The 22,645-nt window shown below is 45.2% G+C and carries 23 protein-coding genes, 2 pseudogenes and 1 riboswitch; of the genes and pseudogenes, 4 read left to right on the forward strand and 21 right to left on the reverse strand.

Features of this window, described 5'->3' with window-relative positions; all coding sequences use genetic code 11:
• Positions 1-168: 168 nt before the first annotated feature.
• From V1498_RS11490 to thiT, 14 genes are all read right to left on the reverse strand, one after another.
• Entirely contained in the window at positions 169-738 is a 570-nt protein-coding gene (locus tag V1498_RS11490; RefSeq protein WP_409293762.1) for a hypothetical protein, read from the reverse strand.
• 8 nt (positions 739-746) lie between these two features.
• Complete coding sequence (locus V1498_RS11495) at positions 747-941, reverse strand: hypothetical protein (RefSeq protein ID WP_409293764.1); 195 nt, start codon at positions 939-941, stop codon at positions 747-749.
• 146 nt (positions 942-1,087) lie between these two features.
• Positions 1,088-2,077 (reverse strand): L-glyceraldehyde 3-phosphate reductase, encoded by a 990-nt coding sequence (gene mgrA, locus V1498_RS11500; protein WP_409293765.1) that lies wholly within the window; start codon positions 2,075-2,077, stop codon positions 1,088-1,090.
• A 32-nt stretch (positions 2,078-2,109) separates the two neighbouring features.
• Positions 2,110-3,354 carry a sugar efflux transporter gene (locus V1498_RS11505; protein WP_409293767.1) on the reverse strand — a complete coding sequence of 415 codons (1,245 nt, stop codon included), beginning with the start codon at positions 3,352-3,354 and terminating at the stop codon, positions 2,110-2,112.
• 31 nt (positions 3,355-3,385) lie between these two features.
• Positions 3,386-4,825, reverse strand: coding sequence for a glycoside hydrolase family 1 protein (locus tag V1498_RS11510; protein ID WP_409293769.1), 1,440 nt, complete (start codon positions 4,823-4,825; stop codon positions 3,386-3,388).
• 139 nt (positions 4,826-4,964) lie between these two features.
• On the reverse strand, positions 4,965-6,350 hold the full coding sequence (locus V1498_RS11515) for a glycoside hydrolase family 1 protein (protein ID WP_409293771.1): 1,386 nt from the start codon (positions 6,348-6,350) through the stop codon (positions 4,965-4,967).
• A gap of 269 nt (positions 6,351-6,619) precedes the next feature.
• Positions 6,620-7,567 (reverse strand): mannose-6-phosphate isomerase, class I, encoded by a 948-nt coding sequence (gene manA, locus V1498_RS11520; RefSeq protein ID WP_409299259.1) that lies wholly within the window; start codon positions 7,565-7,567, stop codon positions 6,620-6,622.
• 12 nt (positions 7,568-7,579) lie between these two features.
• The gene (locus tag V1498_RS11525; RefSeq protein WP_409293773.1) at positions 7,580-8,449 is read right to left on the reverse strand and encodes an ROK family protein; all 870 of its coding nucleotides are present in this window, start codon (positions 8,447-8,449) and stop codon (positions 7,580-7,582) included.
• Positions 8,450-8,464: 15 nt separating this feature from the next.
• On the reverse strand, positions 8,465-9,175 hold the full coding sequence (locus V1498_RS11530; RefSeq protein WP_409293775.1) for a GntR family transcriptional regulator: 711 nt from the start codon (positions 9,173-9,175) through the stop codon (positions 8,465-8,467).
• Between the two features lie 421 nt (positions 9,176-9,596).
• Entirely contained in the window at positions 9,597-10,892 is a 1,296-nt protein-coding gene (gene celB, locus V1498_RS11535; RefSeq protein ID WP_409293777.1) for a PTS cellobiose transporter subunit IIC, read from the reverse strand.
• A gap of 28 nt (positions 10,893-10,920) precedes the next feature.
• Positions 10,921-11,253, reverse strand: a complete 333-nt coding sequence (locus V1498_RS11540) for a PTS lactose/cellobiose transporter subunit IIA (RefSeq protein WP_409293779.1) — start codon at positions 11,251-11,253, stop codon at positions 10,921-10,923.
• Positions 11,254-11,256: 3 nt separating this feature from the next.
• Positions 11,257-11,565: a PTS sugar transporter subunit IIB gene (locus tag V1498_RS11545; RefSeq protein ID WP_409293781.1), complete on the reverse strand. Its 309-nt coding sequence runs from the start codon at positions 11,563-11,565 to the stop codon at positions 11,257-11,259.
• A 367-nt stretch (positions 11,566-11,932) separates the two neighbouring features.
• Positions 11,933-12,409: a hypothetical protein gene (locus V1498_RS11550; RefSeq protein ID WP_409293783.1), complete on the reverse strand. Its 477-nt coding sequence runs from the start codon at positions 12,407-12,409 to the stop codon at positions 11,933-11,935.
• A 323-nt stretch (positions 12,410-12,732) separates the two neighbouring features.
• On the reverse strand, positions 12,733-13,338 hold the full coding sequence (gene thiT / locus V1498_RS11555; RefSeq protein ID WP_409293785.1) for an energy-coupled thiamine transporter ThiT: 606 nt from the start codon (positions 13,336-13,338) through the stop codon (positions 12,733-12,735).
• A gap of 65 nt (positions 13,339-13,403) precedes the next feature.
• Positions 13,404-13,507, reverse strand: a riboswitch (TPP riboswitch).
• A 188-nt stretch (positions 13,508-13,695) separates the two neighbouring features.
• On the opposite strand from thiT, the pseudogene V1498_RS11560 reads away from it, so the two are divergent.
• From V1498_RS11560 to V1498_RS11570, 3 genes and pseudogenes are all read left to right on the forward strand, one after another.
• Positions 13,696-13,776: pseudogene (locus tag V1498_RS11560) on the forward strand (DUF4025 domain-containing protein); the annotation flags it as partial.
• Positions 13,777-13,797: 21 nt separating this feature from the next.
• Positions 13,798-13,851, forward strand: a pseudogene (locus tag V1498_RS11565) (hypothetical protein); the annotation flags it as partial.
• A gap of 328 nt (positions 13,852-14,179) precedes the next feature.
• Entirely contained in the window at positions 14,180-15,010 is an 831-nt protein-coding gene (locus tag V1498_RS11570) for an STAS domain-containing protein (protein WP_409293787.1), read from the forward strand.
• A 48-nt stretch (positions 15,011-15,058) separates the two neighbouring features.
• Here V1498_RS11570 and V1498_RS11575 read toward each other — a convergent pair whose 3' ends face one another.
• Both V1498_RS11575 and V1498_RS11580 read right to left on the reverse strand, forming a co-directional pair.
• Entirely contained in the window at positions 15,059-15,487 is a 429-nt protein-coding gene (locus V1498_RS11575) for an HIT family protein (protein ID WP_409293788.1), read from the reverse strand.
• Positions 15,488-15,510: 23 nt separating this feature from the next.
• Positions 15,511-15,984 (reverse strand): NUDIX domain-containing protein, encoded by a 474-nt coding sequence (locus tag V1498_RS11580; RefSeq protein WP_409293790.1) that lies wholly within the window; start codon positions 15,982-15,984, stop codon positions 15,511-15,513.
• Positions 15,985-16,227: 243 nt separating this feature from the next.
• Between V1498_RS11580 and V1498_RS11585 the strand changes: the two genes are divergently transcribed.
• Positions 16,228-16,425 (forward strand): hypothetical protein, encoded by a 198-nt coding sequence (locus tag V1498_RS11585; protein WP_409293792.1) that lies wholly within the window; start codon positions 16,228-16,230, stop codon positions 16,423-16,425.
• 124 nt (positions 16,426-16,549) lie between these two features.
• Here the strand turns inward: V1498_RS11585 and V1498_RS11590 are convergent, their stop codons facing one another.
• From V1498_RS11590 to V1498_RS11610, 5 genes are all read right to left on the reverse strand, one after another.
• Complete coding sequence (locus V1498_RS11590; RefSeq protein ID WP_409293794.1) at positions 16,550-16,822, reverse strand: acylphosphatase; 273 nt, start codon at positions 16,820-16,822, stop codon at positions 16,550-16,552.
• Positions 16,823-16,843: 21 nt separating this feature from the next.
• The gene (dnaN, locus tag V1498_RS11595) at positions 16,844-17,971 is read right to left on the reverse strand and encodes a DNA polymerase III subunit beta (protein WP_409293796.1); all 1,128 of its coding nucleotides are present in this window, start codon (positions 17,969-17,971) and stop codon (positions 16,844-16,846) included.
• Positions 17,972-18,157: 186 nt separating this feature from the next.
• Positions 18,158-19,320, reverse strand: a protein-coding gene (locus V1498_RS11600; protein ID WP_409293798.1) for an IS3 family transposase whose coding sequence is annotated in 2 segments (ribosomal slippage) — positions 18,158-19,044 and positions 19,044-19,320 — 1,164 coding nt in all. Because the reading frame shifts where the segments join, the coding sequence is not laid out codon by codon here.
• A gap of 101 nt (positions 19,321-19,421) precedes the next feature.
• Positions 19,422-20,663 (reverse strand): aminopeptidase P family protein, encoded by a 1,242-nt coding sequence (locus V1498_RS11605; RefSeq protein WP_409293800.1) that lies wholly within the window; start codon positions 20,661-20,663, stop codon positions 19,422-19,424.
• 148 nt (positions 20,664-20,811) lie between these two features.
• On the reverse strand, positions 20,812-22,476 hold the full coding sequence (locus V1498_RS11610) for an alpha-keto acid decarboxylase family protein (RefSeq protein WP_409293801.1): 1,665 nt from the start codon (positions 22,474-22,476) through the stop codon (positions 20,812-20,814).
• Positions 22,477-22,645 lie beyond the last annotated feature (169 nt).

Genomic DNA, 22,645 nt, shown 5'->3' on the forward strand with positions numbered 1-22,645 from the left:
ATTTCTCCCTATATCCCAGTTCTTTTTGGTTCAAATTGTTCCTTTATAACCATTTCTCCCTATATCCCAGTTCTTTTTGGTTCTAAGTGTTCCTTTACAACCATTTCTCCCTTCATCCGAGCCCTTTTTGGTTCTAATTGTTCCTTTACAACCATTTCTCCCTTCATCCTAGCCCTTTTGGGTTCTAATTGTTCCTTTATAACCATTTCTCCCTATATCCGAGCCCTTTTTGGTTCTAATTGTTCCTTTACAACCATTTCTCCCTATATCCCAGCCCGTTCTGGTTCTAAGTGTTCCTTTACAACCATTTCTCCCTTCATCCGAGCCCTTTTGGGTTCTAATTGTTCCTTTACAACCATTTCTCCCTATATCCCAGCCCTTTTGGGTTCTAATTGTTCCTTTACAACCATTTCTCCCTATATCCATGCCCTTTTTGGTTCTAAGTGTTCCTTTACAACCATTTCTCCCTATATCCGAGCCCTTTTTGGTTCTAAGTGTTCCTTTACAACCATTTCTCCCTTCATCCGAGCCCATTTTGGTTCTAATTGTTCCTTTACCACCATTTCTCCCTTCGCCCGAGCCCTTTTTGGTTCTAAGTGTACCATTACCATCATTTTTCACATGATCCCAGCACATTTCGTCAATAAAGTCCCCAAGACCCTCCCTCAACACCTTGCCCTCATTACCACAAATGAAAAAAGCCGCCCCACCCGGCAGCCATCCGATGACATCAATCAATCACTCATTCATTCCTTAATCTCTTCCTCCCTGAACAGCCGATTCAAACTTTTGTTGAGGACGGTTTCTTTGTCTTCGCCGATACTGACGGCCAGTTTTTTTCCTTTCCAGAGTTTGGTGCCGCATGTGATGGTGCCTGGTTCCTGGACGGCGAAGTAGACTTCGATGAACGATTTGCGATGAAGGAGAAGGGTGAATTTCAATGGAGCCGGCCTCCTTTAGGCTGGATGCAAACAGCTAGATCAGCAGTGAAATGTCGGGCAATTTCTAAAGTATATGTAACCGGCTCTTAAAAAAATCATAAAAAAACCAGCGGGGTAAAGCAATCTGCCCGGCCGGTCCAATCAATTTATTTCAAGATGTCATCTATCATCTTCAATTCTTCATCGGTAAAATCAAGGTTATTCAAGGCTCCGACATTATCTTCAATCTGGCTGACTTTGCTGGCACCAATAAGTGCAGATGTTACCCGGCCGCCCCTGAGGACCCAGGCGAGCGCCATTTGGGGCAGGCTTTGCCCTCGCTCCGCCGCCAGATCACCAAGCTTTCGCACCCGGCCGATGACTTCCTGGGTGACTCTTTCTTCGGAAAGAGCTCCCGTGGATTTAGCCGCTCTGGAGTCTTCCGGGATTCCGGAGAGATATTTCGGGGTCAATAATCCCTGCTCGAGAGGACAGAAGGCAATGGATCCGACCCCATTTTCCTCCAGCACATCCTGCAGGCCGTCTTCGATCCATCTGTTCAGCATGGAGTAGATCGGCTGATGAATCAAAAGCGGTGTACCTAATGAGTTCAAGATCTTGACGGCTTCCTCTGTCTGCTCAGCCGTATAGCTCGATATGCCGATGTATAAAGCTTTTCCCTGGCGGACGATTGAGTCGAGGGCTGCCATGGTCTCTTCCATCGGTGTATCGGGATCAGGGCGGTGTGAGTAAAAGATATCTACATAATCAAGGCCCATCCGTTTCAGGCTCTGATCCAGGCTTGCGGTCAGGTATTTCTTGGATCCCCACTCCCCATAAGGACCCGGCCACATATAGTAGCCGGCCTTGGATGAAATGATCATTTCATCCCGGTAGGCGGAGAAATCTGTTTTCAGCATCTTCCCAAACATTTCTTCAGCTGAACCGGCAGGCGGTCCATAGTTATTGGCCAGATCAAAATGGGTGATTCCGAGGTCGAATGCCTTCCGGAGCATGGCACGTCCATTTTCATAGGAATCTACCCCGCCGAAATTATGCCAGAGTCCTAGAGAAATAGCCGGGAGCTTTAGTCCTGATTTTCCTGTACGGTTGTATTTCATTGTCTCATAGCGCGTGTTTTCCGCCCCATATTCCATTGCTTATACCTTCTTTCTTTATTTAGTCTGCCTTACATCGGCAGGTTACGCCCTGCGTCCAGTACCTTCTGCCTGCCGAATAGGAACAGGAAGAGGACACCGGCTGCCGCAAGGATGGTATAGATGATGATAAGCTGGCCATAACTGATGACCTCTGAGATGAACCCAAAAAGAAGATATCCGGCAGTTGAACCAATCTGGGTCGTATTCATGTACAGAGTCGTAGCTGTACCGGGCGCCTCCGGCATGAAATCCTGGAAATAGGAGATGGCTATGCCGGCGGTGATTGAAACCTGAGCCGCACTGATGATTTGAAGCGGATAAATATGCCACGGCTCGGTTACAAAGGCAAATAAGAAAAAATAGACAAACGCCAGGGTAAAGCCGATTCTGATTAAAATGGCCACATCCATCTTCGTGGCAAGCATCCCTACAATGATCATCATGGGCACTTCAAATATTGGAGCCACGCTGAATATGATCCCAACCTGCATTTCCGTGCCGTCCAACACCTTTGTGACAAACTGGGGCACATTCAGCATGTGAATGGAAAAGGCTGTCGACAGCAGGAAAGCGGCTGCCAGATTGCCGAAAATATGCGGCTTTACAAGGAATTTTTTCACTTCGAGCGGTCCCTGTTCCACCTTGCCAGTGCTGTCGATATCCTTCAGCAAAAAAATGATGGCCGCCAGTGCCAGGACGTAGCCGCCGGCAACAGACAGAAACAGCCCCTGAAATCCTGAAATATGCAGGAGCCAGGCTCCGAAAGCAGGACCGACTGTCCAGGCTAATGCAAAGAACATACGGAATATGTTCATGACAAGCGGTGTATCTTCCTGTCTGATATCGTTCTTTCGCAGCACGTCGCGCGCATAGGCCCATAGCTGCGGCACGGCTGCACTTGAAGTTCCAAGCACAAAAAAGCCTGCCAGGGTCAATGCCCAATAATTCCTTAAATAGGCGTATAAAATATAACCGAGGATCCCGGCTGCCGCTGATAGAATTAAGATCTTTTTCCTGCTTAGGTTCGTGTCTGACTTTTTGGCAATGAAGCTGCTGATGAGCACGCCTCCGATTGCCGTGATGGTCATGAAGATACCGAATGCTCCATTGCTCATGCCTGCCTCATCGATTCCGAATATGGAAGAGAAGGGTAAAAAGAAAGACATCGCCAGGCCAAATATCGTGTTAAGTAAAAAAAGGACTGGGAAAGAAGGAATTTTCCATACAAAAACGACTCGTTCTAAAAGTATGGAAATCGGGCGGTTTTTCATCATGCATCAGTCCTAACCTGTAAAATCTTCAACCTTATAGGGACTCCCCATTCGATTCGATGACCTGCTTATACCAATAGTAGCTTTTCTTCTTGATCCGGCGGAGGTCATGGTCTCCTTCTTCATGCTGATTCACATATACAAATCCATATCGCTTTTGGAATCCATTGAGCCAGCTGAGGAGATCTGTAAAGGACCAGACACAATATCCCATGAGCTCCACCCCGTCAGATACAGCTGCATGCATGGCCTTGATATGGGACCTGATAAACTCAATTCTGTAATCATCATGAATTTCGCCGTTTTCTTCGACCTTGTCATATTCCCCGAGGCCATTTTCGCTGATAAGGATCGGGAGGGCATAGCGGTCTGTAATTCTCCGCAGCGCGATTCTCAGGCCATCCGGATCAATGTTCCAATCCCAGTTGGTCTTTTGCAGATTCGGATTGGATACCGTTTTAAACACACCGGGAATCCCGCTCTCACTGGAGGTCCCTTTTTTACCGGTGGTATTCATTTCACCGGCACCGACTCCGCCTTCCAGGGGATTTTTTTCAAAGGTGGTTGATTGGTAATAATTCAACCCCATGAAATCCGGCTTCCCCTCTTTCAGGAGTGCAAAGTCGCCATCCTGGATTTCGGGAGCGAGGCCATTCATTTCAAGATAGGACCAGGCAGCCTGCGGATATCTGCCCCAGGCATAAATATCCATCCACCAGTGGCTGTTCAGTTCTTCAGCATTTTCTGCGGCCAGGATATCCTGCGGCTCGGAAGTGAGCGCATAGGCGGGTGAATAGGCAAAGCTCGGACCTATTTTCCCTTGCGGCACATGCTTCCTGAACGCTTTGATGACACTTGCATTTGCCAGATTGGCATGATGATTCACCTGGTAAAACAGTTTATCATCCTTAACCCCGGGCGGGTGGGCAGCCATCCGGTACCCCAGCATGGTGAATATATTCTGTTCATTCAAACTGACCCAATATTTGATACGATCCCCGAATTGCTTGAATAATTCCACACTGTAGCTGGTGAAATCCTCAACAATCTTCCTCGATTCCCAGCCGCCGTATTCATCCTGCAGGGCCTGAGGCAGATCCCAGTGATACAGCGTCAGGATCGGCTCGATGTCATTTGCCTTCAGTTCGTCAATCAAATGGCTGTAGAATTCTATGCCTTTTTGGTTCAGCTCGCCTTTTCCTTTAGGGAATATGCGGGTCCAGGCAACAGAAAAACGATATGCCTTCATCCCCATTTCAGCCATGAGCCGGACGTCTTCCTTATATCGGTGATAGTGGTCCACAGCTATATCGCCTGTGGTGCCTTTGAAAGTCTTGCCGGGGATCCTGACAAATTCATCCCAATTCGAGACGCCCTTGCCATCTTTATCCCAAGCCCCCTCAACCTGATAAGCTGCAGAAGCTGCTCCCCACAAAAAATGTTGTGGGAATGGCTTTAATTTAAAATGGATCATGGTTTAATCTCCTTTTCCATAGAATGCAAAAGATGTCATCCTCTTGATTAATTATATACTTTCAGAAAATTTTGTATAATGTTCTGCCTGCTGCATGATGAAAGGAGATTAGATGGTCTAATCTCCAATAACCTCTTCATTATTTAACGCTGCTTTTCATGTCAAGCTCGGTTCCGTTAGATTCAATCACCTGCTTATACCAGTCGAAGCTTTTTTTCTTATATCTCTTCAAGTCCCTAAGATCGGATTCCCCGCGGTTCACATAGATGAAGCCGTAACGTTTTTCAAATTGCCCGCCGGAACTGATCAAATCTGTGGAACCCCATGTCAGATAGCCGAACACTTCTACTCCTTCTTCCATAGCAAGCTTCATTTCCTTGATATGGGAACCGATATATTGGATGCGGTAATCATCCTCCACTGTGTTATCTCCGTTCAGCTCTTCACGTACACCAATTCCGTTTTCCGTTATGAAAATAGGCAGACGGTAACGGGCATACATATCTTTCAGGCAAACTCTCAGACCAATTGGATCAATGGCCCAGCCCCACTCATTCGTCTTAAGGTTTGGATTAGGTGTGATCCCGGAAATCAGGGCAGAAGGATCTGCCTTTTCAGCACTTGTTGTCTGGCTCTGATAATAGCTGATGCTTAGATAATCAACGGTATTTTCTTTTAAGAGTTCCTCGTCGCCTTCTTCAAATTTCGGCATGATATTTTTCCGCTTCAAGCGGCTTGTGACATAGGAAGGATATTCGCCATGCGCAAACACATCAAAGTAGAAGTCGACAAGCAGTTCCTTCGCATGGATATTCGCAATGGCATCTTCTGGTTTGCAGGTATGCGGATAAGTGGTCATATACGTAACCATTCCTGCCATCTGCCCGCCCGGGACCAGGTCATGCAGGGATTTAACTGCCTTCGCGTGGGCGATAAAGGCATTATGTGTCACCTGATAGCGAAGTGCTTCCTCATTTTCGGCACCCTCCAGGGATACTCCCCAATAATCCGGGTTCGTCAGCACCAGATTTTGTTCATTGAATGTCAGCCAGTATTTTACCTTTTCCCCATAGCGCTTGAACGCAGTTCTTGCATAACGGTCAAATAGATCGACGACCTCACGTGAAGCAAAGCCGTTATATTTGTCTGCCAGGGCAAGCGGCAGGTCAAAATGATACAGCGTGATGACAGGCTGAATGCCATTAGCCAGCATTTCATCAAATAAATCATCATAAAACTGCAGCCCCTCTTCGTTTGCCTCCCCTTCTCCGTCCGGGAAAATGCGGGACCATGAAATGCTTGTACGGTATGCATTGAATCCCATCTCTTTGAATAAAGCGATATCCTCCTTATATCGGTGGTAAAAATCCACCGCTGTTTTCCAGTCCGACTGTCCTTCCTTCACCGGGCGGGCATCAACGATCGATGGCCCTTTTCCGCCTTCATTCCATGCACCTTCCGTCTGAAATGAAGTGACAGCTCCTCCCCACAGGAAGTTCTTTGGAATAATATTCGTTTTCTCCATATTGTATTCCCCTCTCCATTTTCGAAAGATTCAACAGGTTGTAAGTAAAACCCTCTATACCGAAATTCCCTTCGTTTTCATGAAACGCTTACATTTTTATTATATATCATATCAATATAATGTCTATTCTTTTAAACTAAAAGTATAGACATTTAATTGAATTTTATAGAATAGTCGCAAAAAAGCCAGGCAAAATTTTCAGTTTGGTACCTGCAATGCATAAAATCAAAAAAAGCACAGGCACTCAGCCTGCACTTTTCCTGTCCTATTTAAGGATGTGATACAATCAGCCGGCAATCGCCTTCTATCGTCAGTTCTTCCATGCCGACTGGAACGATGAAGTGCCGGCCTTTCTTTAGTTCGTACACTTCGCCATCAGCGCCCAAGGTGCCGGAACCTTCGATGACGCTTGCAAGCAAATAGGTTTCAGGATAAAAAAAAGAAGCTTTTCCTTTTACATCCCATTTAGATACGGAGAAAAATTCTGATTGGATAAAGGAAGTGATTTCCGCGCCCGTCACTGATTCAGATTTAACATCATTCCTGCCATCTTCGTGGGGTACGGTTGTTACATCAATCGCTTTGTCTAAATGCAATTCCCGGAGATTTCCTTTGTCGTCCCTCCGGTTGTAATCATACACACGGTATGTGGTATCAGAGCTCTGCTGGGTTTCAAGCACAAGGGTTCCTTCGCACAGGGCATGAATGGTACCGCTTGGAACATAAAAGAAGTCTCCTGGCTTGATTTTTACTCTGCGGAGCAATTCGTCCCACTTTCCCTCCGCAATTTTTTCCTCAAGCTCTCCCCTGGTGGAGGCCGTGTGGCCGTAAATCATGTTTGCACCTTCTTTGCAGTCCACAATATACCAGCACTCTGTCTTGCCTAATTCTCCGTTTTCATGCCGGGCTGCATATGTATCATCTGGATGAACCTGTACCGAGAGATCCATGGAGGCATCCAGGATCTTGGTGAGCAGCGGGAATACTTTTTCGATTGGATTCCCAAAAAGACCGGGCTCCGCCTTCCAAAGTCCGCTTAGGGTCATCCCTGCATGCGGACCATTTTCAACAACGGATGGCCCATTCGGATGGGCAGAAATGGCCCAGCATTCCCCTGTTTTTTCTGAAGGGATGGAATAACCAAATTCGTCTCTCAGTGCTGTTCCGCCCCAAATTCTTTCCTGGAAAACCGGCTTTAAAAATAATGGCTGCACAATATATCCTCCTGCTTACGGTTTTTCATTCATGAGCGCTTCTTTAGCAAGAAGCAAGGAACCTGTTATTCCTGCGAGATCTGACAGTCCCGGGCTTACGATATACTTTGAAAGCTCAGGAAGCTCGACATAATCATTAATCAGTTCCTGCAGATTTTTATAGATTGAGCTGAAAATCTGCTGTTGTTTCATGACACCGCCGCCCATTATGATTCGTTTTGGCGAGAGAATCAAAATGTACTGCATCAGTGCCTGAGCCAGATAAAAGCCTTCCATCTCCCATACCTCTGCACGTTCCACGAGATCATAGCCCTTCGAGCCCCACCTGGCTTCAATGGCCGGTCCTGCAGCCAGTCCCTCCAGGCAGTCTTGATGGAAAGGACATTTTCCTGAAAATGTATCCTGTGGGTGGCGGCGGACAAGGATATGCCCCATTTCCGGGTGGCTCAGTCCCTGGACCAGCTTCCCCTGGACCACTGCCCCGGCTCCGATTCCTGTCCCGACCGTAATATAAAGGCAGCTGTCCAGTCCCTTGGCCGCACCATAAACCGCTTCCCCAAGCGCAGCTGCATTTACATCCGTATTAAATCCCACAGGTACCGAAAACGTATCTTTGACCGCACCAAGAAGCGGATAGTCTCTCCATCCCTCTTTTGGAGTGGAGGTTATATTCCCGTATGACGCACTCCCCGTGTTGATATCGATCGGTCCGAAAGAGCCGATCCCGATTGCCTCAACCTGATGCTCTTTGAAAAACTGGATCACACCCGGCATCGTTTCCTCTGGGACGGTGGTCGGGATCTGGATTTTATCCAGTACTTTTCCAGATTCATCTCCTACCGCACAGACAAATTTTGTTCCGCCTGCCTCTATTGCTCCTAACATATAAGACTCCCCCTATTATCTGAGATTTACGGTCGTTACCTCAAACTTATCATACCGGTGCCGGGAAAACGAATATTCAAACGGAACACCATTGTTCAAGAAGCCGACATGCTCCACCTCAAGGATAGGGTCGTCGCTCTGGCATTCCAAATGTTCTTGATCAAGCTTCTCAGACTTGCTAGCCCGGATTTTCCGGTGTGAGCCTGCTATTGTAAGCTCCAGTTTATTGATAATATAGTCATAAATTGAACTATGGAGAATTTCATCATTAATCCCTGGAATGAGTGTTGTTGGCATATAGGTTTTTTCCAGAACATAAGGCTCTCCATCGACCAGCCTGAGGCGGATCAGATAATATACTGGTGTAGTAATATCAACCGCCAGGTGTGCTGCAACCTCTTCTGATGGAAACTGGACCTCAAACCGGATGACCTTGCTTGTGATTTCTTTATCATTTATAAGCCTGGAAAGCCCCAGCACTTCATTGCTCACAACATTTACACGGCTGTCCTTAAAAGCCGACTTGACGATGAAGGTGCCGTGTCCCCTCTTGCGGTACAGAAGCCCCTCCATAACAAGGACATCGAGCGCCCTTTTCATGGTCATCCGGCTGCAGCCAAATTCCGTGGCCAGCGACTTTTCATCCGGAATCGGCTGGTTAATGGAATAATACCCTTCTTTTATTCTTTTCCTGACTTCAATGGAGATCGCTTCATACTTGTTCATAAAAGAACCACCTTAAAAAGTACTACCTAAATTATAATAGAATATTGACTTAAAGATACAGTGAGACTGTAAAAATTCAAATTAAATAGAAAAAAGCATGTCTTTCCCTAAATCATATTTAAATTAATGAAGGTTCTTTTCTAAAAAAATTTTCGTTTTATAATGTGTCCTGTGAGGAGATTTAATTATTATGCAAGTGGACTTACGCTTCAGGCGCGAGACTCCTGCGGGATATGCGGGACAGTGGACACACCACAGGCGAAGACGAGGAGGATCACCGCCAGACCCGCTCCAATGGAGTGCCTGCAGCGGAAATAAACTTTCTTGTTCCAAAGTCACAATATTTGCAAAAACAACCTAAAAAAACAGGGAAAGGAGGCGGGCCCACTTGAAATCCCCCTCCTCTATCCCTGTTTTTTTATCAAGAAGCCTTGTCCAATTCTTCCTGCTCTTTTTTCATATTTACACGATCGATGATCTTTAGGAAAGGGAACCAGATGACAAAGACGATGGCCATGTTCACAAGCTGCAGCAGTCCGCCCGCAATAGAATTGGTCGCCATCATTCCATTAATGAACACAGGAACCGTCCATGGCACGGTTACACCTGTAGGAGGCGGAACGATGCCTGAAGCCATGGCGAAATATGAAACCAGTGTCACGATCATAGGCGCAAGGAACCATGGCACAAGGACCATCGGATTCATTACGATAGGCAGACCGAAGATGATCGGTTCATTTACATTAAAGATTCCGGGTCCAAGGCCGAGCTTCCCTACCTGTTTCATCTGCTTGCTCTTCATGAATACCAGGATTGCAATGATTACAGCGAGGGTTCTGCCTGTACCGCCCATTCCAACTGTATAGATTTCCATGAACGGTTTTGAAATGATATGCGGGATTTCTTCTCCATTCGTATAAGCATTCAAGTTTTCAACCTGCAGTGTATTCCAGATAGGATCCATCACAGAGTTGATGATGATCTGCCCATGAAGCCCGAAAAACCAAAGGATTTGGATGAAGAAGATAGCGATCATCGTCGGGACGATTCCGCTTCCCAGCCCGACAAGCGGCGCCTGGATGGCTTTATAAATTACATCATGCATATTTGTATTGAACAACTGGGTGACAATCACATTCACTGCCAAAAAAACTGTAAGAGTAATGAGGGCTGGTATCAAGGCAGCAAACGATTTGGCTATAGCCGGCGGGACACCGGGAGGCATCTTGATGGTGATGTTCTTTTGTACGACCTTTCTGTAAATTTCTGCTGAAAGGAAGGCTGTGATCATTCCAAGGAACATCCCTTTTGCACCTAATCGGTCAAGTGCGAGCACACCCTGGATGGCTTCTCCATTTTCAGTCTGTACAGTGAGCGGTGTCAGCAGCAAAAAGGATACAAGCGCGATGGCCCCTCCAAATACCGCCTCCACTTCATAGCTCTTGGACAAATAATAGCCTATGCCGAATACAACAAATATGGACATAATTCCCATCGTCACGGAAGAAGCATTGCCGAACATTTCCCGGAACGTACCGAGTGACCCTTCACTCATGATTTTATTTAAAAAGGGCAGGTTAGTCAGAACCACGAAAATCGAACCAAAGATGGTGAGCGGAAATGACAGCATAAAGGCATCCCGCAGAACAGAAAGATAACGGTTATTATTCAGCTTCCCCGCAATCGGGACAAGATATTGACTCAGCTTATCTAACACACAATTTCCCCCTTATATGACCGAAAAATTAAATATTCTTCTGTTTGAATATCTCAAGGAATTCCTTCACCAGCTCTTTCATGGTCAGTGTGGACATCAAATGATCCTCCGCATGCATCAGCAGCAGGGCAAAATCCACTTTATTTCCGGATGCCTCTCTTTGGACAAGCTTAAAATGAATTTCATGGGCAGAACGCAGATCCCCTTCCGCCTCATTCATCAGCCGCTCCGATCCTTCTAAGTTACCCGTCCTGTATTCCCTCAGGGCTCCAATGATTTTTCCTCTGGCATTGCCGCTATGGAGAATCAACATGAAATTGATCTGTTCCTCCGTAAAACTCTCGAGTGCTGCGTTATCCATGATTTACTCCACCATTAATGTAAGTGCCTGCTCGTAAGCTTTCTTTCCATCAGCCATTCCATAAGCCATCATATCGATGACCTCAACATTGATTCTATATTGCTCCGCTTCCTTTTGAAGCTCGCCTTTCAAAAAGCTCATCTGAGGCCCAATCAATACTACATCCGCATCCGCCATTTCCTTTTTCGCCTGATCCTGGCCTACAGCCCAGATCTTAACCTCATCACCGACCGATGCAGCATGCTGCTCCATCTTTGTAACCAGCAAGCTCGTTGACATACCAGAACTACACGCAAGCAATATCTTTTTCATATGAATAAACTCCTCCATTTTGTAAAAGCGTTTTCAAAACCTCTGTAACCATAATTATAATTCTTTTAAACTAAATGTCTAGTCATTTATGTAAATAATTCTATATTTTTTGTTATAGCACAGCTTCATCCTTACCGGAGTAATAATGTTTATGGAATATCATTGAGATTTATAGGCTGGCTGGTGAAGTGGACGATCTTGCACTGTGTCTGAGCCCGGGTATTTCAGAAAGGTTATTTAGCAGGCGGTATTGAGTTTATAGATGGATGAAGGACTTTTTGCTAAGCTCGGGATGACGAAAAGTCCTTCATAAGGAATATGAAGGACTTTTCGTTCCATATGCAAATCCGATCTTCCCTTCTTTATCTCAGAAACATTGGAAAGAACGGATTCGTCTCAGGTTAGTGCCGTAGTATACCCATCCAAATCCTCTCCAGCGGAAGCCGGCAATGGATGTTCTTCCTACAAAAGTAGGATAAAACCAAAAACTTCTGCCGTTATTCAGCCAGACATAGGTGTTGCGGTAGAGACATCTTCTGATGCCGCCTGGATCTACTGCAAAGGTCTGTGCTGTTGGCTGCTGAGGGGTGAATGCAGGCGGCGGCGGCAATTGTGCCGTCTGCTGCTGGCCGCCTCCCCCAGGGTATCCGGGGAAACCGCCGGGCTGCCCGCCGGGATAGCCGCCCTGCGATCCGCCCGGGAAGCCCCCTGGCGTCCCGCCGGGAAAACCACCGGGAAAGCTGCCGGGAATCTGCTGTCTTATTGTCTCATCATAATAGTCGTATCCGTCATAGTCATAATTATAATAATCATCATAATAATCGTAATAAGGTTCATAATACATTAAGCATACAGTCCTTTCTTCATCAACTCCCTCTAAACTATGAAAAAAGCCCTGTATAGGTGCCTGTTCTGTATCCCGGAACATAAGTCAGATATTTTCCACATAAAAGCCACATGAATTTTTTCATCACAACCCATGCATGAAATAGAACTTAGAGAAGAGCAGAAACAAACACAATAAGGCGGTGGAGCGGAACAAGACATCATCAGGAATGCCAGGAAGATGCATGGTGGCTCACCCAGCTGCAGGAAGCCTTTTAATCCATGCAGCTCCGCCCTTTTCCACAAAAAAAAGGAGGGATATCCCCCCTCCTTTTCAATGCATTAAATAGCTTTTCTGCTTACTGTATTGGAATCTGTCTGTTTTTGCTTGATGATACGCGGTGCGCTGCCAATGAGCAGGTTCAAGACAATCGCGCAGAGTACGGCGGATCCGATCATGGTTCCACCGTTAACGATAAGTGAATACAAGACGGGTGACAGTCCATCAGGTGCATAGATACCCCAGAATATGATGCCGGCGAGGAAATGCCAGAAATACCTTGCCAGGCTGCCGGCCAGGACAGCCAGTGAGATTAACAGCAGAGCTCTTTTTTTTCTGCCGCCATGGAGCGCCTTTTGGATCGGTCCGTAAAACAGACCGGCGAATCCTATGAAAGAAAAAGCGATAAAGTATTCAATAAAGCCCTGCAGCGGTGAAAGAATGTCGTCGGCATCGCCCAGGACAATCTGCAGCAGCCCCCATAAAAAGCCGGCAGCGAAGCTTGCTTTAAAGCCCCAGCGGAATGCCACAATGAATATCGGAACCATGGCGATTGCAATCGAAATCCATGGACCAAGTTTGATGGATGGCAGCATATCCAGCACAAAAGCAAATGCGGCAAAGAATGCAGCCTCGATCATGGTGTTTAACCTTAATTTTTTCCCCATAAAAAAATCCCCCTTTTCATTCCACAACGAAACAAAAGGGAGACCTGTAATCAGAAAGGTCTTCTTCACGTGTTCATACACATCCCTGCGCTAGAATTATCTAACAGGTTCGAAGGGTCAGAATAGCAGGCTATTCACTCTCAGCTTAAACGCTCCCCTTGTGTTCCGTTTATTCAATTATCTGTTTCATTGTATCACAGCCCGAAAGCTTTTAGAATATCCTGATTCATTATTTTACAAAATCTCCTGAGTCGGCGAAACTTTTATTTTTCGGTTAGAATATTTCCTCTTTCAGCAAAAATACTGGTGAAGGGAGATTATTCTATGAAAAATAACAGCCAAAAAGGAAAAGACGTAAATACACAGGATATTGCAGGCAGATATTTCAGGACAGATGATTATAAAGCCAAAACCCAGCTTGAACAGGGGTTTGCTTAGACACATGAACAGGTCGGGGATGATTATTTCGAGGGAACCATCGATCAAGCAGCATTCCCAAATAATGATAAATAATAGTTTGGGGACCGGGAATCAACCCGGTCCCTTTTTTTGTTTCCCGGGGCACATTTGCCAAGCCGGCACAATATGATGATGGGGAAAATGAATGAGGAGGCTTGCAGATGGCCGTTTCAACTTCATCATATATCCGCTGTGTAAAGTGCATGAAGGTGTACTCTTCAGAATTTTTTTTGAGGAGAGTATATGTTTGCCGATCCTGCCGGAACGAAAAGTCTAACGATAAAATGGAAGTTTCTTTAAAAACAGGAGTTTAGTATGAAGGAATTTCTCCTTTTATGTCGAATATTATTATTCGCATAAAATTGAAAGGGGAGACTTTCCTATGAGTATTGTTTTGAACGAGCAGGAGGATTTAACAAAGTTCATCCGCGAAAACAATGCTGATTTCGAAAAAAAATTACTGACAGAGGCTGTCAATGTTGCGACAAAAATAAGGGATATACTTAATAAAGGTAATATCGACTTATTGAAGAATGCGCAAAGGCTTGTCATTTACATTGTCGAACAAAATGACGAAGAGCTGGTCCGATTTGCAGAACAGGAAGGTGCCGCCTGGGCGGAGCATTCCCTGACTTTGGCATTCAAGCTCGAATGGGTTCAGGCGATCCGGCGGACCCTATGGCATTTCCTGCATCAATATGAAAAAAGCATTTCAAGGAATATGAAAATAGAGGACTTCTTCGCTCTGGAGAAGAGTGTCAATGATAGTATAGATCAATTCCTGAATACGTTTATGATCAATTATTCCAATTACAGGGACGAATTGCTGAACTCTCAAAGAAAGCTCGTGGAACGCCTTTCTGTTCCCATCATTCCCATCAGCTCTTCTGTTGCTGTCCTTCCCTTGATTGGCATGATGGATTCTTACCGGATGAATATTATCGAAGAAAAAGTCCTGACCGAGATATCGAACCTGAAACTTCAAAAGCTGATCCTTGATTTGTCAGGCATCGCAACCATGGATCAGAATGAGATTGTTCATCTTCAGAAAATCATAACCGGAATCCAGATGATGGGCTGTGATGCTGTCATTTCAGGGCTTCGGGCGGAGCTTGTCCGCAGGATGATCCATAGCGGTGTCAGCTTTGAAAATATGGCTGAAACAAAAGGGACCCTTCAGCAGACGCTGAGGCAGTATGTGTCATTCGAATAGTATTTGATATTTCCGCTCCCTGGTATAAGGGGGCGTTTTCTATGTCTTTTACCCTGCTAAATCAGATATGATATTCTTTAATTTCTTCTGGGTGAGAGAAAGTCTATCTTTTAAATGATCATTTTCCCACTCTGATTCAGAATAAAAGGAAGCAAAGCACTCTCCATTATAACGGGGCACAATATGCATATGAAAATGAGTCAGCTCATCAAATGTACCGCCATTCTGGCAGATGGTGATTCCGTCAGGACGGGACATCTGCTTCACCGCCTTTGATAGGATAGAGGCTGCCTTCATCACTGCTGTTTGTGCTTCTTCATCCATATCCTCTATGTACCGTGCGTGTTTTTTCGGCAAGATCAGTACATGCCCCTCATTCCATGGATCATGATCCAAAATGCAGCTCACCCAGTCATCTTCATATATAGAAAATACATGTTCTTTGCCATTTGCAAGTTTGCAGCCAAAGCATTCCATGTTCGCTTCCCCCTATCTGTTATTTATCTGTATTCTACCAGTGCCTTTTCCTCGATGATTGGAAGTGTTTTCCGTTTCTTCGCAAAAGTCCGGATTCGGTCTGCAATATTCGGATATAAGACGATTCCTGCAAGATCGGATATCGCCACCCACTTTACCCCTGTCTGATTGGCATCCGGCTGTTTCGGCAGCCTGGCTTCAGAACCTGGCGCGAGTTCACATTCGAACATTAAGCCAAGTGAATGGGTATTGCCGAATCGATGGCCGCATTCATGAGGAGCATATTCATAAATAAACGCCAGTTCCCCAACAGCCACATCAACAGAAGCCTCCTCAAATGCTTCCCTGCGCACAGCCTCGCGGATGGACTCGCCCGGCTCTGCTCCGCCTGCAGGAAGATTATAATGAAGTCCTCTTTCATCCCGGAATTCTATTAAAAGTATTTTTTCATCCTTTATGATCAATGCTCCGGCTCGGACACGAATATGATAATTCATGAAGCACCCCTCCATTTTTAGAAGTTGAATGAAGCAAAACATCCATTTTTTCCTATTTGAACAACTTTTCTTTTTAATGCATGTTCGCGAGAGTTTGAGAGGAAGAAGTTTTTCAAATTTTCCCAGAGAAAAATAAAGAGGGAGCCCTAACATAGTGAGTCTCCTTCCCATTCGTCAACTCGTCACCAGTCACCAATGCCTCCGATTTTCCCCGCTGAGCCGGATGGTTAAACGAACCTCAGCATGAAAGTCGGACGCGTCCAATATGGCGGCTATGATATCACAGCAAGATCCACCCTTATGCTCCTGATTGACCTGCTGTTTGAAACGAATCTGAAGACAGGCATAAAACAAACATGGTTTTCTACTCGCAGCCCATGCATGGAAAGGAACCTAGACATGAGCAAGAACAAACACAGTAAGGCTTGTGGATCGGTGTAAGGCGCAGGCAGCAATGCCGCCAAGATTTGATGTTCACAACTAGCTGCAGGAAGTCATGCAGCTCCGCCCCCTATTCCACAAAAAAAATATGCAGACTGCATATGATGCAGCCTCTTACTTCTTTTCAGCCTTTTATAGTGAATTTTGTCAAAGACTCTGCTGCTGGTGTTTCTTCCGATATTACAGAATCCACTTTTGAGAAAGGACTTCCTTTTTCTATTCGTGACAGAAAAGCTGAAAGATCCTCTTGCTTCCCCTGTGCCATAATTTCAACAGAGCCATCATCATTATTCTTTACCCAGCCTTTGATTCCATGCTCCATCGCTTCCATTTGGGTGAAATAGCGGAAACCGACTCCCTGTACCCTTCCTTTTACAATAAGATGAAGCTGTTTCATTAGAACATCCCCTTTTTTTAATCAGAATGAACGCACAGGCGAAATCAAGTGCAGATGCTCTCCGCCTCGAGCGGGATGCACCAGAACGGGACGCATGGTGCCATCGAATTTCAACACCACTTCCTCATCGGTCATGGACTTTAGCGCATCTGATAAAAAATGTCCGTCGAGCATGACTGAAAACTCGCCATCACCTTGTAACTCCGCGACTTTTTGAAACTCTTCTATTTTACCCGTTTCGTTTGAGGTGGTGGCAATCCTGAGGGAGTTCCTGTTTTCCAGGTTCAGGTGGATATTATGGTTTTTCCAATGGCTTGTAAAAAGTCCGGCCCGCTCAATTCCTTCAAGCAGCTTCCTGCGATCGAGAGTGACAGCCGATTTGAACTGTCCGGAAGCAAGACCCGAGATATTAGGATAGTTTCCTTCGATGAGACGGGAATAAAGAGATGTTCCGTTGAAATTGAAAATAGCATAAGCCTCGCTGATGGTGATCTGGACAGTACCGCTTCCATTGTTCAGCAGCCTCGCCAGCTCATTCAGGCTGATGCTAGGAATGATGACTGACGTCTCCAGAGATCCAGAAAGTTTGAGCTTCTTCCTGGCCAGACGATGTGAATCAGTGGCCGCACAATCTATGAAGTTTTCCTGGAACTTCATAAAAACACCGGTAAGAACCGGACGGGACTGATTTTTTGAAACAGCAAAAGCGGTTCCCTTGATTAGTTCGAGAAGCTGAGCTGCCTCCATCTCAGCCTGGAAAGTTTCCTCAACAGATGGAAGAGCCGGATACTCCTCCGGATCCATACCGCTTATCACTGTATGAATTCCTTTGGAACTTACTTCGGCTCTATGATTTCCACTAAAATAAATGGTGATGTCACCCGGCAGTTTCCTCACAATATTATGGAATAGCTGTGCTGGCAGGACCGCCGTTCCCTCATGCTCTATTTGTGCTGCTCCTTCATCCCAGGCGGCGCTAATAAATCTTTCGATGATAAAATCCGAATTGCCTGCAGTCAGGGAAAGCCCCGATCTCCCTGCAGCTATTTTGACTCCCGACAGGATGGGAAAAGCAGTCCTTGCCGATACGGCCCTCACTACATCTCCCAGGGCAGATTGAAGATGTGTACTGGATATAGTAAATTTCAAAACGACACCTCTAAATTCTTTCTTAATACTATAAAATTCGACAAAAATTGGATCTATCCTTTTTCCAATAGAGATTTTTGGCTGAATGTTTGTGGCCAGTATCATGCAGAGTTCTCAAAGCCAGCCCAAAAAAACACCCCCCTGTAAAGTGAACTGACCCTTCAATATGAGACTTGGAAAAAACACCTATGCTACCTGTTCCCTATATTCAAGAGGGGACAGGTAGTTTAATTTTTCCTGAATCCGTATATGGTTGTAACGATACATATATTGATTTACCAAATATACTACTTTAGAATTGGACATAGATGCTCTTGCTTGAGCGTTGAATCCTTCCGACTTTAGCGAGGAGTGAAAGGATTCGATTACGGCATTGTCATGGCAGTTTCCCTTTCGGGACATGCTTGTGGTAATGCCTTTTTCTTTGGCGAAATTCTGATAGGCATAAGAAGTATATACAGACCCCTGGTCGCTGTGAAGAATTAAGTTTTCGGGCTTACGCAGCTCCACAGCTTCCTTTAAGTTTTCCATCACCAAGCTGATATCCTGGGATGTACTTATTGTGTAAGAAATAATCTCATTATTGTATAAATCCATGATAGTCGATAAATACAACATCGTTGTACCATACGGCAGGTACGTGATGTCTGTTACCCATTTCTCGTCTGGTCGGCTTGATATAAAATTCCGGTTTAGGATATTCCCTACGACAATGTTACTCTCACCACTTATGTGCTTTTGCCGTTTTTTCTTAATTTGGCATTGAATATCGAACTTTTGCATGATTTTTTGAACTGTTTTTCGATTTACTTTAATCCTGTATTTCCTATCCAGTATAGATCTAATCTTACGATGGCCATAGTGATAGTGGTTTTCCTCGCACAATTTGATAACTAACTCCTCTAATGGAGTCAGGACAATAACCTTGTATTTCTTCTTCCATCTATAAAAGGTAGACTTAGGTATTCCTAATACCTTAAGAATATCAATAATTTGATAAACAGAGGATAGACTTTCGACTACTTGAATAATGATTTGGGGCTCCAACTCCTTTCGAGTTCCTGGTACTTTTTTAAAATATCTACTTGTACTTCAAGATGTTTGACCTTTCTTTTCAGTTGTTCAACCTCACTTAGTTCCTCAAGCCCCTTCCCATAACTGTATTGCTTTCCTACTTCTTGGGAAAACCGATAGGTTTGACCTGTCCTGTACCATTTCATCCACGTTTTAATCTGTGATTTATTTTTAATATTAAGGTGACTCATTATTTCACTGTTGCTCTTCCCTTCTTGCTTCATTTTGATTGCTTTCCATTTTATTTCTTCTGGATAATGAACTCTTGTGCCCAAAGAAAAACACCCTCCTAGGAATCATATTTAATAAATACGATTCAGGGGGTGTTTTTTCCTTGTCTCATATACGTGGGTCTCTTCAAAAGGGAGGTCCCGTTTTATTTCATAAAACTTTCTATTTCTTCCACCGAACGGAAAATCTGTTGTGACAGCACTTCATGCCCATCTTCGGTCACGAGTACATCATCCTCAATCCTGATGCCGATTCCTTCTTCGGCGATATAAAGTCCTGGCTCCACTGTGAGTACCATGCCGGGCTCGAGGATCAGGTTTTTATAATCGCCAACATCATGGGTATCCAGGCCGAGGAAGTGGCTGACACCATGATAATAATAATTGCTTATTTCACTTTTATCCTTGATTAATCCCGCATCGATGCAGCCCTCAGCAAGGACTGATTTCGTGTGTTCGTTAAGCTCTGCGAAAGGAGTGCCCGGCTTAATCAGTGCCGTGGTTTCCCTTAATGCCTTCAATACCAGATTGTAATAGGTTTTCTGTTTGTCAGTGAATTTTCCGCCGGCTGGGTATGTATAGCTGATATCGGCATTGTAATATTCAAACTGTGCACCGAGGTCCAAAAGCACGAGGCTTCCCTCTTCAACAGCAGCATCATTTTGCTCATAGTGAAGAATGGTTCCGTTTTCTCCGCTTGCAACAATCGTATTGAAGGCATGATGCTTCACGCCATTTGATTTCAGGGCAAAGTCAAAATGTGCCTCGAGCTGGTATTCCTTCATGCCAGGCTTGGCCGCCTTCATCACACCCTGAATGCCTTGATAGGTAATCTCGATCGCCCGCTTGATTTTTTCAACTTCCCCAGGTTTTTTATAGACTCTTAGAATGCAGATATCATGATAGACATTCCTGATTGAGAGGGAAGGATAATTCGAACGCATCCTGGCCGCAAAGGCTTGAGACTTCGTAGCCGGCGAATCCAATTCCCTTCTCTCAAGATCCAGATACAGCCCGTTTGGATTTGAAGAAAACAGCATCCTTGAAAGGAATCCTTCAAATTGATCCAGAAACTGAATGTTTTCAATGCCCGAGACTTCCTTTGACTCTTCTCTTGAAATGGTTTTGCCCACCCATTTCTCCATCACTGGATCGGATTTTTCGATGAACAAATATTCGTCTGTCCTGTCTTTCTGTTTATATGCCAGATAGATGATGTTCGGTTCATCAATTCCGGTCAAATAGTAAAAGTTTCGGTTCGGTATATATTTATAAGCCTCATCTGCCGTTTTGTGCGGTGCCTTGCCGGCAAAGAGTATAAGGATTGAGTTTTCTTCTATCTTTTCATATAAATCACTGCGGTTTTGTATGTAAAAATCTTTATTCATTCTATTGCCTCCTATGTCTTATATCCCATACCCTATAAATATAGCATAATATGAATATTCTAATAACCATTTTATCCCGCTCTTTTAGCTTCCATAGGAAAGCCCCCGCCTTGTTCCGTTATCCGGCGGAGGCCGCTGCCTAAGAATATCAGGATTGCTGTTTTTCCATATATTCATTGATTTTCTTCAAATACTGTGGTGCATCCATCGGATCCCCGACGATCATTTCAATCAGACAAAGCTTCTGCTCCTGTTCTTTTTCAGCCTGCGATATGGCTTCATCCAGCTCTCTGTTTGTTCTGACCTGCAAAGTGAATGCATCATGTCCAAATACGGCCGGCAGTTTTGCATATTCCCACTGCGGGATATTGTTATAAGGCTGATGCTCGGTTTCGATGTTCAGATATTTCTCAATCGTATAGCCATGATTATTTAGTACGAAAATGATCGGCCGGCAGCCATGTTCGAGCATGGAGCTGATTTCCTGGACTGTCAGCTGAAGCGAACCATCGCCTGTGAACAGGATTACCCTCCTGTCGCGGTCTGCCATGGCGGCCCCAAATGCTGCCGGGCAGCTGTAGCCGATACTCTGCCAGCCGCCCTGGGCAATGTAGGATGCACCCTCGGGAAGCCTGACCTGGGACATTCCGTAGAAAAGCGTGCCAGTTTCGACCACAATCACATCCTGTGGCTTCAGCATTTCCTGAATCCGCGGATAATAAGCGGATGCTTCCAGCTTGTCATCCCCTGTCCCGCTTTTTCTGTCATAAGGAAATGCGTGCTCCACCACTGCATTCTTTTTGGGCAGATTCCTCTCAAGCAGTTCAGTGATGAAGTCCTCGGCTCCCACATTATCGAATTCTTTATTTCCTATCCTGATACTGTGCGGCTGGATATCGATCAGCTTCTCCTGATCCAGCTCAATGGTGAATTTAGCCATATTCATATCAGACCGCTGAAGCCCGGCCGCCACAATACAATCAGCCTCCGCGACAGCCTGGGCCACCTCGCTGCTTCCGAACTGCCCCCCCAGCATTCCTAAATATAGTTTGTGCTGTTCATTAAATCCGCCTTTACCCTGCATAAGGGAGACAACCGGCGAATTCAGCACCTCAGCCAGCTTCTCCATCTGGCCTTCCAGATGCCATCGATAGCCTTTGATGTCCATGAGAAGGATGGGACTCCTGGCTGATTTCAGCAGCTCTGCTGCTTTTTCCACAGCCAGACCCAGGTTCTCATCGCTCTTTTTTGTTTGGGCTGGAAGCTGTACTTCAGATCCAAGGGGCTGAGTGACCACATCAATCGCAATTTGAAGATAGACCGGTTTTTTTTGATTCTTTGCTGCGGCAAGCGCTTCGGGAATTACCTTTGCCGCATTTTCGGGTGTCACTACTGCCGAATAGGCGGTAATGTTCTGATAGGCACGATGGAAGACTCCGAAATCCCCATCCATCAAGCTGTGATGAAGGAGTTTCCCCTCCTTCTGCTGAGAGCTTTCAGGGGACCCGACAATATGCACAACAGGCACATGTTCGCTGTAGGAACCTGCAATCGAATTACATGCACTCATCTCGCCGACACCGAATGTAGTGATGAGCGCCCCCATTCCCTTTAGCCTCGCATATCCGTCAGCGGCATATCCCCCATTTAATTCATTGCGGCTGGTAATAAAGCTGACACCCTCAAATACCTCTATGGTATCGAGCAGGGGAAAATTAAAGTCCCCCGGCACACCAAAAATTTCTGTGACGGATTCCTTGCGCAGGCATTCCAATAAGAACTCCCCTACAGTCTTTTTGCCTTGTTCCTTCATTACGGACACTCCCCTTTTTTTGTGTAGTATGCTACTGTCATTTACCCGCTGCAGGTGAAAAATAAATTTTAAAAACACGTTTAATAAATTTTTTCGTGACTTTAAAATTTTCATTTGACTTGCGGGTACTGCATCCAATATATTTACTTAGAAAACACCGCAATTAAAG

The sequence above is a fragment of the Paraperibacillus marinus genome, assembly GCF_046237605.1.
Classification (GTDB): Bacteria; Bacillota; Bacilli; order Bacillales; family DSM-1321; genus Paraperibacillus; species Paraperibacillus marinus.

Bases quoted from the DNA above. Each gene is read 5' to 3' on its own strand.
- V1498_RS11605 (WP_409293800.1), bottom strand. From the start codon at position 20,663: ATGAATAAAGATTTTTACATACAAAACCGCAGTGATTTATATGAAAAG.
- V1498_RS11545 (WP_409293781.1), bottom strand. From the start codon at position 11,565: ATGAAAAAGATATTGCTTGCGTGTAGTTCTGGTATGTCAACGAGCTTG.
- V1498_RS11590 (WP_409293794.1), bottom strand. From the start codon at position 16,822: ATGAAACAGCTTCATCTTATTGTAAAAGGAAGGGTACAGGGAGTCGGT.
- V1498_RS11580 (WP_409293790.1), bottom strand. From the start codon at position 15,984: ATGAATTATCATATTCGTGTCCGAGCCGGAGCATTGATCATAAAGGAT.
- V1498_RS11510 (WP_409293769.1), bottom strand. From the start codon at position 4,825: ATGATCCATTTTAAATTAAAGCCATTCCCACAACATTTTTTGTGGGGA.
- V1498_RS11540 (WP_409293779.1), bottom strand. From the start codon at position 11,253: ATGGATAACGCAGCACTCGAGAGTTTTACGGAGGAACAGATCAATTTC.
- V1498_RS11515 (WP_409293771.1), bottom strand. From the start codon at position 6,350: ATGGAGAAAACGAATATTATTCCAAAGAACTTCCTGTGGGGAGGAGCT.
- thiT (WP_409293785.1), bottom strand. From the start codon at position 13,338: ATGGGGAAAAAATTAAGGTTAAACACCATGATCGAGGCTGCATTCTTT.
- V1498_RS11610 (WP_409293801.1), bottom strand. From the start codon at position 22,476: ATGAAGGAACAAGGCAAAAAGACTGTAGGGGAGTTCTTATTGGAATGC.
- V1498_RS11585 (WP_409293792.1), top strand. From the start codon at position 16,228: ATGAAAGTCGGACGCGTCCAATATGGCGGCTATGATATCACAGCAAGA.
- V1498_RS11550 (WP_409293783.1), bottom strand. From the start codon at position 12,409: ATGTATTATGAACCTTATTACGATTATTATGATGATTATTATAATTAT.
- V1498_RS11525 (WP_409293773.1), bottom strand. From the start codon at position 8,449: ATGTTAGGAGCAATAGAGGCAGGCGGAACAAAATTTGTCTGTGCGGTA.
- V1498_RS11570 (WP_409293787.1), top strand. From the start codon at position 14,180: ATGAGTATTGTTTTGAACGAGCAGGAGGATTTAACAAAGTTCATCCGC.
- V1498_RS11505 (WP_409293767.1), bottom strand. From the start codon at position 3,354: ATGATGAAAAACCGCCCGATTTCCATACTTTTAGAACGAGTCGTTTTT.
- mgrA (WP_409293765.1), bottom strand. From the start codon at position 2,077: ATGGAATATGGGGCGGAAAACACGCGCTATGAGACAATGAAATACAAC.
- V1498_RS11530 (WP_409293775.1), bottom strand. From the start codon at position 9,175: ATGAACAAGTATGAAGCGATCTCCATTGAAGTCAGGAAAAGAATAAAA.
- V1498_RS11575 (WP_409293788.1), bottom strand. From the start codon at position 15,487: ATGGAATGCTTTGGCTGCAAACTTGCAAATGGCAAAGAACATGTATTT.